The organism is Alicyclobacillus dauci (assembly GCF_026651605.1).
Lineage (GTDB): Bacteria > Bacillota > Bacilli > Alicyclobacillales > Alicyclobacillaceae > Alicyclobacillus > Alicyclobacillus dauci.
On record NZ_CP104064.1, the window covers coordinates 2,217,752 to 2,233,284 of the forward strand.

Genomic DNA, 15,533 nt, shown 5'->3' on the forward strand with positions numbered 1-15,533 from the left:
TCATTGTCACGTCAACGAGTTGGCTTGGATCAGTGTACCAACTTTTCGTCAAGCATGAGCGTTCTTTGGAGGACACGGCGATGGTTGAGTCGTTATGCCGCAGTTTTGAACACGATATCCACGCGGCAAGGGGCGTCACTGTCACGGCAAATCACGTTGTCATGGACATGTACGCGGGCCAACAGTTCACATATTCGTTAAATGGCGCGCATCAAGTGATACGGGTTCAACGTGGGGGCGGCGTGGCCGTCGTCAGCGCCGGATTAAACGAATTTGCCGCGGTTGCAAACGGCAAGCTCGTTCGCGTTCACGCGACGCTTGAGGATGGGACAACCGCGGATTTCGACGGCCAAGTTGGCATTCTAGGCAGTGACGACACAACATGACACGAGCAGGCCAGATGCAAGAAGGTAGCGTTCTGCTGTCTGTCCTGTCTTATGTCCTCGTAATCTCTATTCTGCTGTCGTCAATGGTTTACGCGTGCCAACTGTTCCTGGTCGCTGATAATCGCCAACTGCAAAGCGTACAATCCTACGCCGTTGCGAGAAGCATTGCCCTCACTGTCCTAAAACGTGTGCAGGCGGGACAGGCCATGCAGGACCAAGTACTCAATGTCACCGACAGTACTGTTCATATCCAAACTGTGTCAAGTGCGGACCAAACCAGTGTAAAAGTGGAAGCCCAATTGGGGGACGTGACCGATACGGTTTCTTTCATCTATGATACAATCGCTCATAGAATACGAGTCTGGCAGGACAACGGTCCAGGGGTCGTGGAGTGATCGAAGTGAAAGACAATCTTATTGCATTGGTTGGCTTTATGGCCAGCGGAAAGTCGACGGTCGGGGCTGCCCTTGCGTCTCGTTTACATCGTCGTTTCATTGACTTGGATAAATACATTGAAGACATCGTTCAGTTGCCAATCCCTGAAATCTTTCAGTCGCAAGGTGAAGTTGGGTTTCGGTCCATTGAGACGCGGATGCTCGCGGACGTAACAGCGACGGAGCAGAATATCGTTTTGTCCACAGGTGGTGGCATCGTCACTGTGGAACAGAATCGAGCACTGCTTTCCAGTGCATGGAGATGTGTCTATTTAAGGGCCAAGCCGTCTACTATCCAGCAGCGCTTGGAAGCAGATGGAACGCCTCGTCCGCTCCTGCAGAGTGAAGATCCAAGTCTGCGCATTCGCACACTGATGGCAGATAGAACATCTTGGTATGAGGAAGTTTCAGATGTTACAGTCGACGTTGATGATCTGTCTGTCGATGACATAGCAGACCGCATAATCACTTTGTTGCACCTAGTGTAAGGAGGCCCATATGCAGCATATCCAACAAATGTTTCCTAGATCATTTCAGGGCCACGACAAGGGCTTCGATGTTGATTACTTTCGCCAGCGTATTCCGGAGCTCAACGAGTTGAATCTATCGGATGCCTTTATCACAAGGTATCGTGCAACGCTTTTGGAGTACCTGCGACAAGCGTCTATCTGCGACGCTTGCCGTGGTTACGAACACTGCGGAAAATCAGGTGACATGCAGGGGTTTGTTCAAGTACTCGAACCGTACAAGAGCCAACTTACGGTGAGTGTTCAGCGGTGTCAACCGTTCTTGGAATTTATGGCGAAACGCAGAGTCGACAAGTATGCGTCGGCGGCAGGTATGATGGAACTTGATGAAGGATTTCAGTTCTCCAATTACCCCGAGGAGCAGGCACAAAAATACCCGAGACTCATGCGCTACGCACGACAATTTGCACATGGCTTTGTACCTGGGAGCAAAGAACACAACGAGAATTCGGGACTGTATCTGTTCGGGCCTCCAGGGGTCGGAAAAACACATCTGATGTTTGCCGTCTTTAATCAGTTGCGTGAGCGGGGGATCCCCTGTCTGGTCGTACGGTCAGACTCACTGTTTGATCGGATGCGCCACATGATTGCGGATGGGCAAGATTTGGAGCCATTTCTGGAGACGCTAGCGAGCGTCCCTGTTCTCGGTGTGGATGAATTTGCACAAGAACGAGCCAATGATTTTACAATGGAAAAGCTTTTTCGTATTGTTAATCATCGTTTTCATGCCAAATTGCCGACTTGGTTTACCAGTAATTATGCGCCTCCTGAGGCATATCGCCGCGGAGGGGAAGATGTCAACGATACGGTTGCGCCATTGCGTTCTCGAATCATGCAGATGTGCGTGATGGCCCGGCTTGAGGGTCCGGACGCGCGGCAGCGCAATCTGCAGTCCCTTACGTGAATGACTGTTTTGCTACGACTGGCGCAGGGGTAGACCGACGAGTGCCACCTGTGTCCATATCACATCAATATGGGGTGAGCTCTTGCGAAGGAGTTCATCCCGTTTTCGTTGATGTTCGGCTTGTATTTTCAACTTCTCGTCGTCGTCATAATCCGGCAAAATGCTCGTGTAGTATGCGTCCAATTGCGACAGATCATCTTCCAATCGGCGCTCTGCCTCTTGCGCCCAGGCGTGTGGGAGATGCTCGATGTGCCGCTCAATATGCGATCTGACAGAGTCGAGTCCGTCACTCGGCAAAATCGCGGCGACACGCAGTAGACTTTCCATGTCACAGGGTTTCATGTGAATCCGCTGGAGACGGCTGTAGAAGTCTAGAACAGTTTGACGGTTCGTGAGACATACGCCGATGGAAAACCACTGTTCTTGGACGGAGTCGGCGACAAATTGGATCAAACCGTTGACCAGAAGCCATGGGATACACTCCGCTTCATGACTCACGTGTTGCGGCATGACGCACGCGTACTTGCCCCGAGATGAGACGCTGTCAATGATCTTGTTTAAACGAAACGATCCCAAGTTTACATATTCACTCTGTTTCGGGCGAGCAAACATGCGTTCATATGGATTTTGCGGGGGATTTGCTTCCAAATGCCGTCGATGTTCGTCTGCAAGTCGGTTGTCTTCGCGCTCTTTGGCCACCTCTGAAAACGCCAACCGCAGTGTCGTGGGTTCGATGGTTTGATTCGTCTTTTCCGCCCAGAGCCAGAAAAATGGCCGATCCGTCAGTTCCTTGTCGACATCGAGCGGCAAGCGCACTTCTCGGTACATCTCTGCAGTGCGCAATTGTTCTGCTCCAACGGCCGCGAAGTAGGCGTCACAAAACGCCAAACGTTCTTCGTCTTTGCGCAGTGGGATAGAAGTCAACTTGGTCCCTCTTTCCATGGACTGAGTTAGTGGAATATTTTTCTGCCCATATCATGGATTTTCGTGCCCAAATCGTCATGTGATTGGCTGTTCATGGCCGCTTCAAACAAGCTTTTCTCGAAGTTCGTAAACTTCTGCTCGCTGACGATGTAATCCAACTCCCCTATAACGGTTTCGAACATGTGGATTTTTTCGTGCAGCAGCCGCACGATATGTTCTTCAATCGTGTCCTTTGTAGCCAAATTGTAGATGTAGCAGGTTTGTTGTTGGCCCAGTCGGTGAATTCGGCCGATTCTTTGCTCCAAGCGCATCGGATTCCACGGTAAATCGAAGTTGATCATATGATTACAAAATTGAAGGTTGATCCCTTCACCACCTGATTCAGTTGCAACGAGAACCTGAACATTCTTCGAAAACAAGTCTTTCATCCAGTCCTTTTTCCCTCGTTTAAACCCGCCGCGAAAGGGGACCGCTGATATGCCTTTTTTCTTCAACATATAGAGAATAAAATCTTGTGTGGCGCGATATTCCGTGAAGACAATACATTTGTTGTCATCCATCCCTTGAACTAGTTCAAGGACCTTCTGGATCTTCGTATACTCGGGAATCCGACTGCCAATCGCGATCAGCTCCGCCAATTGTTCTTGCCGCTCTGGACTTTTAGCTTTTTTCTGCATTTTCTCCAGGGAAATCATAGCCGCGTAACTAGAACTGCAGATCTCTCGTTGAAGTGTCAGTAAAGGCAGCATGGACGTTCGAAGGGACTTTCGCGTATCGTACTCGGATCTGAGTAACGATTGGACGCTGTCGTAAAAGATCCGCTCTTCATTCGACAAAGTGAGCTTGACAACTTGGACTGTCCGAGGGGGAAGGGTCGTACTTCCGTCCTGACGCCTGTTGCGAATCATCACGTCACCCATCGTTTCACGCAGTCGATCGGCATCTCTGGGTGTCCTCCGTGTGGCCACGTGATTGGACGAGAACTCTTGTACACTCCCTAGGTGCCCGGGTTTCAACAGGGTGACCAGTGTATGCAATTCCTGTAGCTGATTCTGCATCGGCGTGGCAGTCAACAGCAGCAGGTATTTGTTTGGGATTTGGTTCGCCATTTGCCAGTTTTTTGTTCGATGATTTTTTAATTTATGAGCTTCGTCGATGATGACCATGTCCCACGGCTGCGCTAAGACGACGTCTTTGTGAGGGGGACGCTTAGCTGTGTCGAGTGAAGCGACGACGATATCGTATTGCTCCCATGTCCAAACGTTCCTTTGTGGTGTCGCGTCGATGCGGAACTTTTCGTTGAGCTCCCGTGTCCACTGTAGTACGAGCGAGGCAGGCACAAGAACGAGTGCCTTGCGGACCAGGCCACGGAGAATGTACTCCTTGAGCACTAGACCCGCTTCAATCGTCTTTCCTAAACCCACCTCATCTGCCAAGATGGCTCGGCCGCGCAGCTCTTTTAAAACCCGCCCTGCTGTTTCGATCTGGTGGGGAAGGGGCGTGAATCCGTGAATATGGTCCATTGCAAGGAGCGACTCGAACGTCGGTGCCATTCGAGCTCGCGATGCCGTCACAGCGAGTTGAAATAAGTCCCATTGAGTGGGGGACAAACCGTTTGAGCCGACGTCGAGTAGTTTGTTTAAGCCGTCGTCCATGGACTCACCCGTCCAAGCGATTACTGGCATCATCTTCGGTGTCACAAACTGTGAGTCGAGCGTGCTTCTATCAGCATGATTTTCCAACCTTAAGTTCATTCGTGATTCCTCCGACAATGCTTGTTTCTCTCGCATCCTGTCATGTAGTATGTGACAAGTGGAATGCTTTATTTCATCTTGTCGAAAAATGTCGCGAGAGAATCCCAAAAGGGGGAAGACCTGTGGCGCCAAAACGTACCCCACTGTATCATCAACATCTTGCTGCCAAGGCAAAGGTTATTGATTTTCATGGGTGGGAGATGCCGGTCCAATATCAAAGCATCGTGCAGGAGCACCACGCAGTCCGAACGAATGTCGGATTGTTTGATGTCTCGCATATGGGTGAGTTTTTAGTCGAGGGGCAGGAGGCTGAAGCGCTCGTACAGTTTATCGTTACAAATGATGTCGCTCGCCTTCGGGAAGGTGGTGCACTATACACGTTAATGACCGACGAGAACGGCGGTACTGTCGACGATTTGCTTGTCTACAAGCTTGCGGCGGATCGCTTTCTGCTCGTAGTCAATGCGGGTAACATTGATAGTGACTTTGAATGGGTGAAAGAGCATGCAAATGACTTTGACGTGTCTGTGTCAGACATCTCGGAGAAAGTGGCACTCCTCGCCGTGCAGGGTCCGAACGCAGAACGGGTTCTACAACCCCTAACCGACGATCCACTGGGCGAGCTGAAGCCGTTTTCGTTTTATGTGGGAGAGGTTCTGGAAAAGAAGGCAATCATCTCTCGAACGGGTTACACCGGTGAGGACGGATTCGAACTTTACGTACAGGCAGACGATGCTCCCCTGTTGTTTGAGTCACTTCTGAAAAGTGGCGCTGTCCCGTGCGGACTCGGTGCCCGGGATACACTGCGACTGGAAGCGAAATTAGCCCTTTACGGAAACGAGCTGTCAAGGGGTGTCACGCCGTATGAAGCGGGACTTGGCATGTTTGTAAAGCTCGACAAAGGGCCTTTCGTGGGTCGTGATGCGCTGTACAAACAAAAGGAACAAGGTGTTGCGAACAAGCTCGTTGGCATCCAAATGGACGACCGGTCTATTCCCCGTAGTGGTTACGATGTCATCGTTGAAGGCAACGTTGTTGGCCGCGTCACATCCGGCACCATGTCGCCAACACTCAGCGTAGCCATTGGACTCGCACGAATTGACGTACAGTTCGCGCAAGTAGGTCAAACGATTGAAATTGATATTCGTGGACGCCGACATCCTGCACATGTTGTGCCAACGCCGTTTTACAAACGCAATCAGGCGTAGAACAAGCCGTAAATGGGAGGCATTTGCACTTGAATCAGTTTGGTTATATTCCGCATACGGAAGCTGATCGAAAAGCGATGCTAGAAGCCCTTGGTATCGAAAACACCGAGGCGCTTTTCGGTGATATTCCGGCGGATATTCGCTTGCAAAATCCGTTGCCAATTGAACGAGCTATGTCCGAGCTTGAGCTCAGTCGTCACTTACAAAAGCTGGCGGATAAGAATATGCATCTCGACCGCGTAGTGAGCTTTTTGGGCGCAGGCGCATATGAACACTATCAACCAAGTGTTGTAGACGCGATTGTCAGTCGTTCGGAATTTTATACTTCGTACACTCCTTATCAACCGGAAATGAGTCAAGGGCTGCTTCAAGCCACGTTTGAGTACCAGACAATGGTTGCCGAACTGACCGGCATGGATGTCGCCAACGCAAGTATGTATGACGGACCTACGGCCTTTGCGGAAGCGGGTCTCGTCGCCAGTGCGCATACGCGACGCAACCGCATACTGGTGGCCGACAGCGTTCACCCCGAGTATTGTGCTGTGCTTGAAACGTACGCTTCGGGTCAGGGGATCGAGGTGGTCTATGTACCACAGAGAGACGGTCGGGTTGATCTTCAATCGTTGACCGACCAACTGGACGACACGGTGGCCGGTGTCATGATTCAATATCCGAACTTTTTCGGCGTGATCGAAGACGTGCGTGAAATTGCGACACTGGCACACGAAGCTGGTGCACTGTGCACAGTCAACACGTATCCAGTGGCCCTCGGTCTCCTCGAGGCGCCGGGCAACTTGGGAGCCGACATTGTCGTCGCGGAAGGGCAGTCACTGGGCAACAGTATCTCCTATGGCGGACCTTATCTGGGCGTCATGGCCGTCAAGCAACCACTGATGCGAAAGCTACCTGGCCGAATCGTGGGCCAGACGACAGACGCACAGGGGCGTCGAGGCTTCGTGCTGACGCTGCAAGCTCGCGAGCAGCATATCCGTCGCGAGAAGGCGACTTCGAACATTTGCTCGAATCAATCACTCTGCGCTATCGCTGCAACGGTATTTCTTTCCTACATGGGCAAAGAAGGAATGCGTGAGTTGGCAGTGCAGAATTACCATAAAGCGCATTACCTAGCCCAGCGTCTCGCTGATTTGAACGGCATTGAACTGGTGTTCCAGTCGCCATTCTTTAATGAGTTTTCCATTCGTTTGCCGAAGCCGGTGGCCGAGATTCAGAATGATCTGCTCAGTAAAGGGTTCTTGTTTGGCTACGATCTATCGCAGACACATCCGCAACTGGGTGACGTTGTCCTGCTCAATGTGACGGAAGTGAGGACGCGCGCTGAGATGGATGAGTTGGTGCAGGCTGTTCGGGAGGTGATCGCGTGACGATCCAGCGCGAAGGTGAAGAGAAGCTCATTTTCGAGATCAGCCAACCGGGACGTAAGGCGTACGCCCTGCCCGAATTGGATGTCCCAGAAGCGGATTTGTCGGACGTAGCGGGATTTGTTCGTCTCGAACCTGCCGCACTTCCGGAAGTGAGTGAACTGGATGTGGTTCGTCATTTCACGGCCCTTTCGCAAAAAAATCACGGTGTCGACTCTGGGTTCTATCCACTTGGGTCGTGTACCATGAAATACAATCCCAAACGCAATGAAAAAGCTGCTCGTTTGGATGGGTTTGCCAAGATTCACCCGCTCCAACCTGTGAAGACGGTCCAAGGAGCACTGGAACTCATGTATCGACTGCAGGAGGACCTCATTGGTATCACTGGAATGGATGCAGTCAGCCTGCAGCCGGCGGCGGGTGCGCAGGGCGAGTGGACGGGTCTCATGATGATCCGACACTACCACGAACAACAGGGGCAGCCACAGCGCAACAAGGTGATCGTTCCAGACTCCGCTCACGGTACGAATCCTGCGAGTGTCAGTATGGCTGGGCTGAAGACGGTGACCATACCGTCTAAGCCAGACGGCAGTGTCGATCTCGACGCACTCAAGACGGCTGTGGGCGATGACACGGCTGCACTGATGCTGACCAACCCGAGCACGCTCGGTTTGTTTGAGTCGCAAATCGTCGAGATCGCTAAAATTGTTCACGATGCGGGTGGGCTTCTCTACTACGACGGGGCAAATATGAATGCCATTCTGGGTTACGCACGGCCTGGGGACATGGGGTTTGACGTGGTGCACCTCAACCTTCATAAGACGTTCTCGACACCGCATGGAGGCGGGGGACCAGGTGCCGGACCGGTTGGTGTCAAATCGTTCCTCGAGCCGTACTTGCCAAAACCGGTGGTTCAAAAGTCGAATGACCGATTCGAGTTGAATTGGGACCGGCCGTTGTCCATTGGTAAAGTGAAAGGTTTTTACGGGAACTTCGGAATTCTCGTTCGAGCCTACACGTACATTCGTACAATGGGTGCGGACGGCTTGAAACTTGTTTCTGAGTCAGCTGTCCTCGCTGCAAATTATCTGTTGTCGCAGTTGAAGGATGACTATGAAGCACCATTTGCCGGGCCATGTAAACACGAATTTGTCTTGTCGGGTGTTCGGCAAAAGGAACACGGCGTTCGTACGTTGGATATCGCGAAACGACTGATTGATTTCGGGATTCATCCCCCGACCATTTACTTCCCGTTGATTGTGGAAGAATGTTTGATGATCGAACCGACTGAATGCGAGAGCAAAGAAACATTGGATCGGTTTGTGGAAATCATGAAACAGGTCGCTTTGGAGGCAAAAACGCAGCCAGAACATGTCCTGACTGCGCCGCACAATACGATTGTTGGACGGTTGGATGAGGTGACAGCTGCACGAACACCAGTGTTACGATATACCTGCGGTTGACTCGTCGTCCGTGCGAGCCTGGAGATGCGGGATTGCGTTCACCACACTGACGGAAAACACCCCATTTTCCACTCGGAGGCAAGTGACGCTTGTATTGTGAATGACGGGATCCGGTTGTCCGAGCCAGCGCAGTGCGGCTCGGACGACACCCCCGTGCGTTGCGACAACAATGCGTCCGGTTGGGTGCTTGGCGGCGATTTCCGTCAAAAACTCGGAAACTCGCGCTTCCACCATAGAGGGCGTCTCGGCGTCCGGCGCACCGTTTGGAAACCGCCGATCTTTGTCTTGCCGATTCAGCCCTTCTGCTTGACCGAAGTACTGCTCGCGAAGTTGTGGGGTTGTTGACAGCGGGGTCCCCGTCGAGTCAGCGATGGCCTTTCCGGTATCGCGGGCCCGGGATAGGTCACTTGTGTAAATGTGCTGGAATGGGATACCCGATAAACTGGCAGCTAAGCGTCTTGCTTGGTCCCTTCCCGTTTGATTGAGCGGAATGTCCGTCCATCCTTGGACACGTCTGTTTAGATTCCAATCTGTCTCTCCGTGCCGAACGAGCCAGATGTCCATGTCAAAGCCCCCTTTTATGACTTTGCATTGCGCGCTCAGTCACAGTCACAGTCGTATCGACTCAATGAGAGCTGTGGGCTTTGCCCATAGCGAATGCTGTCAGTGATAAATGATCAGTCTTCAGTATAGCAAGAGCGCATAGCCCTGTGGTACAATAGTTCCGGTTTTGACGGTCTTTTCCACGGACTGAAGAGCAGGGAGGCGTATGTATGAGTGCACCATATTTACTACTGGTGAACGGCCCGAATCTAAATCGCTTGGGCGTTCGGAAACCTGATACATATGGTCGACAGACGCTGTCCGATATCATCGCGCTCGCTCGTAATACCGCAGAGCCTCACGGGCTTGCGGTCGTCGACTTTCAGTCGAACCACGAAGGCGCGTTAATCGATTTCTTGCAAGAACGTGGTCCGGGTGCAGCGGGAATTGTCATCAATCCTGGTGCGTTCGGTCATTACAGTTACGCGTTGCGTGACTGTTTAGAAGATATTGATCGTCCGACTATTGAAGTGCATATATCGAATGTTCACAAACGAGAATCGTTTCGTCATCATCTTGTTCTTTCTGATGTGGTCATCGGACAAGTTGTTGGACTTGGAACGGAAGGATACAGGTACGCGGTAGAAGCTTTGTGCCGCCGTTTCAAACAATCGCACGATCTCGATTCAGACTGATGTTGTGGAGGGACCCATGTGATTTCAAGCAACGATTTCCGTACAGGCACGACCATTGAGTATGACGGCGCTATTTGGCGCGTCATTGAATTTATGCACGTGAAGCCCGGCAAAGGTGCAGCGTTTGTTCGCACCAAGCTGAAAAATGTAAAAACAGGCGGCGTCAAGGAGCAAACCTTCCGTGCAGGTGAAAAAGTACCCCGTGCCCGCATCGAAACCCGCGAAATGCAATATTTGTACAACGACGGCGAAATGTACACGTTCATGGATACGGAAACGTTCGAGCAAACGAACATCAGCCGTGCTCAACTGGAATACGAACTAAACTTCCTCAAGGAAAACATGAACTGCTATATCGTGATGTACCAAGGTGAAACCATCGGTGTGGATCTGCCGAACACCGTTGAACTTGAAGTTACGGAGACAGAACCGGGAATTCGTGGCGATACAGCAACAGGCGGCAGCAAGCCAGCCACCGTTGAAACAGGTTACACTTTGCAAGTCCCGTTCTTTGTGAACGTTGGGGATCGTTTGATCATTGACACGCGGTCAGGCGCGTACGTCTCCCGAGCATAACGGATTTTACATCGCATAAAAAACACCCCACTGCGTCAGTTGCGCGGTGGGGTGTTTTTTGTCGATGTCGTTGAATCTAGTTGGTATGTAACGTCCGCTGTTCGCATATCAAGTAGCGTGGAGAGGAGGCCTGTCCCTTGTTTCATGTGGTTGATAAAGTCGTTTACGCAATGGCTTCGCTGCGGTTTATGTCGGGGCTCGTGGAAGTGACAGGGGGCCTCTTGATGCTCTATTTCGGGACTGCTGAGCGGTCACTCCAAGTAAACGCGACATTGGCCCTCGTTGGTCCGTTTGTTCTCATTGCCGTCACGGCTTTTGGCGTTGCCGGGATTGCTGGCGAGGTGAGCTTGCGTCGTATCGTGCTACTGCTCATCGGCGTCGGCTTCATCCTGTACGCGTCCCGATCCTAAGTCACCTCGCCCCCCCGCAACAACAATCCCTTTAAGCCGCCTTCTTGCGGATGAAACTGAAGACAAGTGCCATGAGCAGGACGAAAATCACGAGGAACACGACAATCCAACGGATCATGACTGAAATATCCACTTGTCGACCCTCCCCATGCTGTTCCTTATCTCAGTCAATGCATGAAGTGCGAAAATGGTTCCGGATTGTGCTCCTGGATTCTTTTCGCATATGCGTGAACCGTTGTCCATATACATGGACTAGGTGAGGAGGTGGACCAATCGTGTCAATACCCTTCACGGAGGGGAAGCCACCAAAACCTTGGCGGCGGGCCCTAGCAATTCTGCCGTCAGAGCTGGAGGAGCGCATCCTTGGGCTCGACACAAGTTTACTTGACGGGCTGGAGGAAGTACGTCTTCGTGTGGGACAACCACTGGAATTATGCGGACGCCACGGCAGTTTGTTTCTCAAGACAACGACCGGGGTAACGGCACACGTCACGGAGGGACTTCGTCTATCGTCTGGCCATCTAAACCAGGTCATTCAGAATGTTACACAGTTCTCTCTATACGCCGTTGAAGAGGAGTTACGACGTGGCTTCATCACCATTCCGGGGGGCCATCGCGTTGGCGTAGCAGGAAGAATGGTTTTGGATCGAGACGGTCATGTCAAGTCGATCCGGACCATTTCGTCGCTGAACGTACGAATCGCCCGCGAAATTCCAGGGGTTGGGTCAAGTATTCGTTCCCACTTGTACGACAAGTCGGACGGGAGGCCGCTGTCGACGTTGATTCTGTCGCCACCGCAATGCGGAAAGACGACACTCATTCGCGATCTCGCCCGGCAATGGAGCGAAAGTCTCCTCGTGCGCCGCAAATATCCCGCCAAAGTTGCCATCGTGGATGAGCGTTCCGAAATTGCTGGGTGCGTCGAAGGCGTCCCTCAGTTCGCGGTTGGGCCACGCACCGATGTGCTCGACGGTTGTCCGAAGGCAGAGGGGATGCTGATGGCCATTCGCAGTCTGTCGCCTGACATCATCATTACCGACGAAATTGGGCGGGTCGAAGATGCCGACGCCATCATGGAGGCTACGCACGCCGGCGTGGCGGTCATCGCCACGGCACACGCATCGCGCCTGGACGAATGGCGGAGGCGTCCGAACATGGATACCTTGTTCACGGCAAGAGCGTTCTCTCGCTATGTTTTGCTCAGTCGCAAAAATGGACCAGGGACGGTCGACGCAGTGTTGGACGAGACGGGCCGAGTGCTTTCCTAGGAGAGGGTCGATTCACTTGTTGAAGTTAGTCGGAGCGATGCTTATCGTACTGGCGACTACGCTGATTGGGTTCCGAGTCGCCGGTGCATACCGTGATCGGCCTCGACAACTGCGGTCTCTCATACGTGCACTGACACATTTACAGGCAGAAGTAGAGTACCAAACCACGCCTTTACCAGTTGCACTGCAAAATGTAGCAGCACGCGGTTCACCTCCTTGTTCGACTATGTTTCAGCGCGTCAGTGACCATTTAATCAAAGACGGAATGACGGTTTCAGAGGCATTCCGAGTGTCACTCGTCCGGCTCGTGGGCGAGAGTGCCTTGCAGAGTGCCGATTGCGAAGCCATACAGTCAGTCGCTGATTCCTTGTCAACCATGGATGTTACACATCTTCAGACGCAGTTTCAGATGGCACTGGAAGCGCTCCGTCAAGCTGAGAGCGGGGCGAGGGAGCACGGACTAAAAAACGCTCGTCTTTGGCAGTACCTCGGTGTGCTCACAGGCGTAATTCTTGTAATACTACTTTACTAAAATGGACCTCGTTCATATCGAGGAGGGCGGAAGATGACGCCGGAAATTCGAGACGTGTTCCGGATCTTTGCGGTGGGTTTTATTGCGGCAATTCTCCATACAGTCCTCAAGCAGAGCGGCAAGGAAGACTTCGCGCACTGGGCGACACTCGTTGGGTTCGTTGCGGTACTAGCTATTGTCGTTGGTTACATTGATCACCTTTACCGCGAGATTACAAGCGTCTTTTTACTTCAGTAGGTGAGAGCGTGCACATTTTTCAACTCGTCGGAATTGGTCTAACGGCCACGGTGCTCATATCAGTTCTGCGCGATCACGCTCCGCAGTTCGCGATGCTTGTGTCTATTTTGGCTGGGGCAGTTCTACTGACGATGGCGGTTCACAATATGGACAGTGTCGTGAAAAGTCTGTCCAGTCTGGCGAATGCGGCGAATTTGGACCATGGGTTCCTCACGACAGTGCTGAAAATTATTGGTATCGCTTACATCGTCGAGTTTGCAGCGCAAGTGGCCCGAGATGCGGGCGAGGGTGCGCTCGGAGGAAAGATCGAGTTGGCCGGAAAAATTGGCATCGTCATTTTGGCCCTGCCAATCATTACGGACGTTGTCGAGTCTCTGGTCCACCTGTTGCCTTGACAAAGGAGGACATCCTCGTGCCACGTCAGTTGCTTCGGGTGATTGTCACCTTACTCTTTGCCGCGTTGGCTGTGACATTTCTGCATATCACCACTGCATCGGCTGACTCGAACACCAACTCATCCCTCTCTTCGTCGATCACGGTCACCGCTAACGGTACACCGCAGAATCCAGGAGGGACGGTTCAGGATGGGGGAGGCACCAACACGGCGGGCGCACCGGATACAGAGTCGCCGTTTGGACAAAGTGCGGAGTCTGCCACGAGGAGTGCAATTGAACGTGCAGCGCATGACCAACTAGACCATTTGCCAGTCGAACGGATCGATCAGTATTGGCACGATTTACAGGCCACATACGGCGGATATCTTCCGAATCTATCCGGCGGTAGTCTTGTCCATGCGGTTTTAGGAAATGGCGGCCCTAGTTTCGCAAACATTTCCCACGGCTTGCTCCGCTATTTCTTTACTGAACTATTCGATGATGCTGAGCTTCTCGGCGGCATTCTCATTTTAACGGTGTTAGCCGCGGTCCTCGAGTCGATGCAAACTGCATTTGAGCGTCAGACAGTCAGTCAAGTGGCATACATGGTGGTCTTTTTTACGCTGATGATGCTCGCCGTGCACTCGTTCATGGAAACAATGGGGGCGGCGCGTCACGCCATCGAGACCATGAATCATTTCATGCTGGCGACGATCCCGCTTACTGTCACGCTTTTGGCGGCGTCCGGTGCGCTGGCATCCGCAGCATTTTTTCAGCCGGTATTACTGTTTGCCGTCCATTTCATCAGCAATCTCATTTTTGTTGTCGTCTTTCCGCTGATTTTCTTCTCCGCCGTCTTGGATTTGACCAGTACGCTGTCCGTTCGGTACCAACTGACGCGGCTAGCAACTCTCCTGCGAACAATTGGTATGGGCATTCTCGGATTTGCCATGTCCGTTTTCATTGGAATCACGACGATTCAAGGAGCAGGTAAGGGAATCGCTGACGGGGTTGTTCTGCGCACGCTGAAGTTTGGCGTTGGTACATTTGTTCCGGTCATCGGAAAGGCCGTGAGTGACGCAGCAGAAACTGTGCTGAGCGCCTCCCTCTTGGTAAAAAACGCCGTTGGTATTGCTGGGCTGATCATTCTCAGCTTGATAGCGATCTTTCCTGCACTGAAAATCCTCGCTGTGTCGCTCATATACGGGGGAAGTGCGGCATTGATGCAACCGCTCGGCGATACACCAATGGTCGCCTGTCTATCCACACTGGGTAAGACGCTTGTGCTCGTATTTGCCTGCGTAGCGGCCGTCGGCATGATGTTCTTCTTCGCGATCTGCATTCTGCTTGCGACAGCAAACTTGGCGGTGATCACGGCATGATGTTGCTTGGTCAGTGGCTGAAGCACTTAGTGCTCATAGTTCTTATCAGCATCATCGCAGACCTGTTGCTCCCTACGAAGTCGATGCAAAAATATGTGCGGGCAGTTCTCGGTATTGCCATCATCGCGGCCATGATTCAACCCATTACACCCTTGTTCCATCGAGATTGGGCGGACCAAATCGCGAATACAGCTGCACAGGAGTTGCTAACAGGGACGCAGCGTGGGGGTGTATCGTCGGGTGGACAAATTGATCAGTCGACCTTATCTACGTACGAATCGCAAATCGAAAAACAGGAAACACATCAGGCGGACACGATTTTGGCTGACGCAACCGAGATGGCACTGCCCGGCGACTTACGAGCGCACGTGGTCAAGTTGACCATTCAAAATGCAAACCAACCGGACAAGTTACAGGCGGTTGTCGAAACCGACACGACGGATGTGTCTGTCCGTAGCGCGATCGTCAAGCAAATCGCGGGTGAGCTCCACGTCAGTGGACAGCAGGTGACCATCCGTATGAGCGGAGGCGAATGAG

General features: G+C 52.3%; 19 protein-coding genes. 16 read left to right on the top strand and 3 right to left on the bottom strand.

Translation table 11 applies throughout. The annotated features are described in order from the left end of the window. The first annotated feature begins 80 nt into the window (after positions 1-80). From NZD86_RS11115 to zapE, 4 genes are read left to right on the top strand one after another with little or no spacing between them, the layout of a single operon-like run. Positions 81-386, top strand: a complete 306-nt coding sequence (locus NZD86_RS11115) for a hypothetical protein (RefSeq protein WP_268046607.1) — start codon at positions 81-83, stop codon at positions 384-386. Beyond that, positions 383-781 carry a hypothetical protein gene (locus NZD86_RS11120; RefSeq protein ID WP_268046608.1) on the top strand — a complete coding sequence of 133 codons (399 nt, stop codon included), beginning with the start codon at positions 383-385 and terminating at the stop codon, positions 779-781. Before NZD86_RS11115 ends, NZD86_RS11120 begins: the two co-directional genes overlap by 4 nt. A gap of 5 nt (positions 782-786) precedes the next feature. Further along, complete coding sequence (locus NZD86_RS11125) at positions 787-1,308, top strand: shikimate kinase (RefSeq protein ID WP_268046609.1); 522 nt, start codon at positions 787-789, stop codon at positions 1,306-1,308. Between the two features lie 10 nt (positions 1,309-1,318). Continuing rightward, positions 1,319-2,251, top strand: coding sequence for an AFG1/ZapE family ATPase (gene zapE / locus NZD86_RS11130; RefSeq protein ID WP_268046610.1), 933 nt, complete (start codon positions 1,319-1,321; stop codon positions 2,249-2,251). A gap of 12 nt (positions 2,252-2,263) precedes the next feature. Here zapE and NZD86_RS11135 read toward each other — a convergent pair whose 3' ends face one another. Next, a complete protein-coding gene (locus NZD86_RS11135; RefSeq protein WP_268046611.1) occupies positions 2,264-3,175 on the bottom strand; it encodes a YqhG family protein in 912 nt (303 codons plus the stop codon). Positions 3,176-3,201: 26 nt separating this feature from the next. Then, the gene (locus NZD86_RS11140; protein WP_268046612.1) at positions 3,202-4,929 is read right to left on the bottom strand and encodes a DEAD/DEAH box helicase; all 1,728 of its coding nucleotides are present in this window, start codon (positions 4,927-4,929) and stop codon (positions 3,202-3,204) included. 122 nt (positions 4,930-5,051) lie between these two features. Here NZD86_RS11140 and gcvT point away from each other — a divergent pair, with 122 nt between their 5' ends. From gcvT to gcvPB, 3 genes are read left to right on the top strand one after another with little or no spacing between them, the layout of a single operon-like run. Next, positions 5,052-6,137 carry a glycine cleavage system aminomethyltransferase GcvT gene (gcvT, locus tag NZD86_RS11145; RefSeq protein WP_268046613.1) on the top strand — a complete coding sequence of 362 codons (1,086 nt, stop codon included), beginning with the start codon at positions 5,052-5,054 and terminating at the stop codon, positions 6,135-6,137. Positions 6,138-6,166: 29 nt separating this feature from the next. Beyond that, positions 6,167-7,519, top strand: coding sequence for an aminomethyl-transferring glycine dehydrogenase subunit GcvPA (gcvPA, locus tag NZD86_RS11150; RefSeq protein ID WP_268046616.1), 1,353 nt, complete (start codon positions 6,167-6,169; stop codon positions 7,517-7,519). Beyond that, complete coding sequence (gene gcvPB / locus NZD86_RS11155; protein WP_268046617.1) at positions 7,516-8,979, top strand: aminomethyl-transferring glycine dehydrogenase subunit GcvPB; 1,464 nt, start codon at positions 7,516-7,518, stop codon at positions 8,977-8,979. Before gcvPA ends, gcvPB begins: the two co-directional genes overlap by 4 nt. Here the strand turns inward: gcvPB and NZD86_RS11160 are convergent. Beyond that, the gene (locus NZD86_RS11160; protein WP_268046619.1) at positions 8,959-9,543 is read right to left on the bottom strand and encodes a histidine phosphatase family protein; all 585 of its coding nucleotides are present in this window, start codon (positions 9,541-9,543) and stop codon (positions 8,959-8,961) included. The genes gcvPB and NZD86_RS11160 overlap by 21 nt on opposite strands. Positions 9,544-9,752: 209 nt before the next feature. On the opposite strand from NZD86_RS11160, the gene aroQ reads away from it, so the two are divergent. The 9 genes from aroQ (at position 9,753) to spoIIIAF (ending at position 15,532) form a co-directional block, all read left to right on the top strand. Further along, a complete protein-coding gene (gene aroQ, locus NZD86_RS11165; RefSeq protein WP_268046620.1) occupies positions 9,753-10,217 on the top strand; it encodes a type II 3-dehydroquinate dehydratase in 465 nt (154 codons plus the stop codon). Between the two features lie 18 nt (positions 10,218-10,235). After that, positions 10,236-10,793: an elongation factor P gene (gene efp / locus NZD86_RS11170; RefSeq protein ID WP_268046621.1), complete on the top strand. Its 558-nt coding sequence runs from the start codon at positions 10,236-10,238 to the stop codon at positions 10,791-10,793. Positions 10,794-10,939: 146 nt separating this feature from the next. Next, complete coding sequence (locus NZD86_RS11175; RefSeq protein WP_268046846.1) at positions 10,940-11,203, top strand: YqhV family protein; 264 nt, start codon at positions 10,940-10,942, stop codon at positions 11,201-11,203. Between the two features lie 272 nt (positions 11,204-11,475). After that, a complete protein-coding gene (gene spoIIIAA / locus NZD86_RS11180; protein ID WP_407655251.1) occupies positions 11,476-12,471 on the top strand; it encodes a stage III sporulation protein AA in 996 nt (331 codons plus the stop codon). 16 nt (positions 12,472-12,487) lie between these two features. Next, positions 12,488-13,003 (top strand): stage III sporulation protein SpoIIIAB, encoded by a 516-nt coding sequence (gene spoIIIAB, locus NZD86_RS11185; protein WP_268046624.1) that lies wholly within the window; start codon positions 12,488-12,490, stop codon positions 13,001-13,003. A 33-nt stretch (positions 13,004-13,036) separates the two neighbouring features. After that, positions 13,037-13,240, top strand: coding sequence for a stage III sporulation protein AC (gene spoIIIAC, locus NZD86_RS11190; protein ID WP_268046625.1), 204 nt, complete (start codon positions 13,037-13,039; stop codon positions 13,238-13,240). Between the two features lie 8 nt (positions 13,241-13,248). Continuing rightward, the gene (gene spoIIIAD / locus NZD86_RS11195; RefSeq protein ID WP_268046626.1) at positions 13,249-13,635 is read left to right on the top strand and encodes a stage III sporulation protein AD; all 387 of its coding nucleotides are present in this window, start codon (positions 13,249-13,251) and stop codon (positions 13,633-13,635) included. Positions 13,636-13,652: 17 nt separating this feature from the next. Then, positions 13,653-14,996, top strand: coding sequence for a stage III sporulation protein AE (gene spoIIIAE, locus NZD86_RS11200; RefSeq protein WP_268046627.1), 1,344 nt, complete (start codon positions 13,653-13,655; stop codon positions 14,994-14,996). Next, positions 14,993-15,532, top strand: coding sequence for a stage III sporulation protein AF (gene spoIIIAF / locus NZD86_RS11205; RefSeq protein WP_268046628.1), 540 nt, complete (start codon positions 14,993-14,995; stop codon positions 15,530-15,532). The genes spoIIIAE and spoIIIAF overlap by 4 nt, the downstream gene beginning before the upstream one ends. Position 15,533 lies beyond the last annotated feature (1 nt).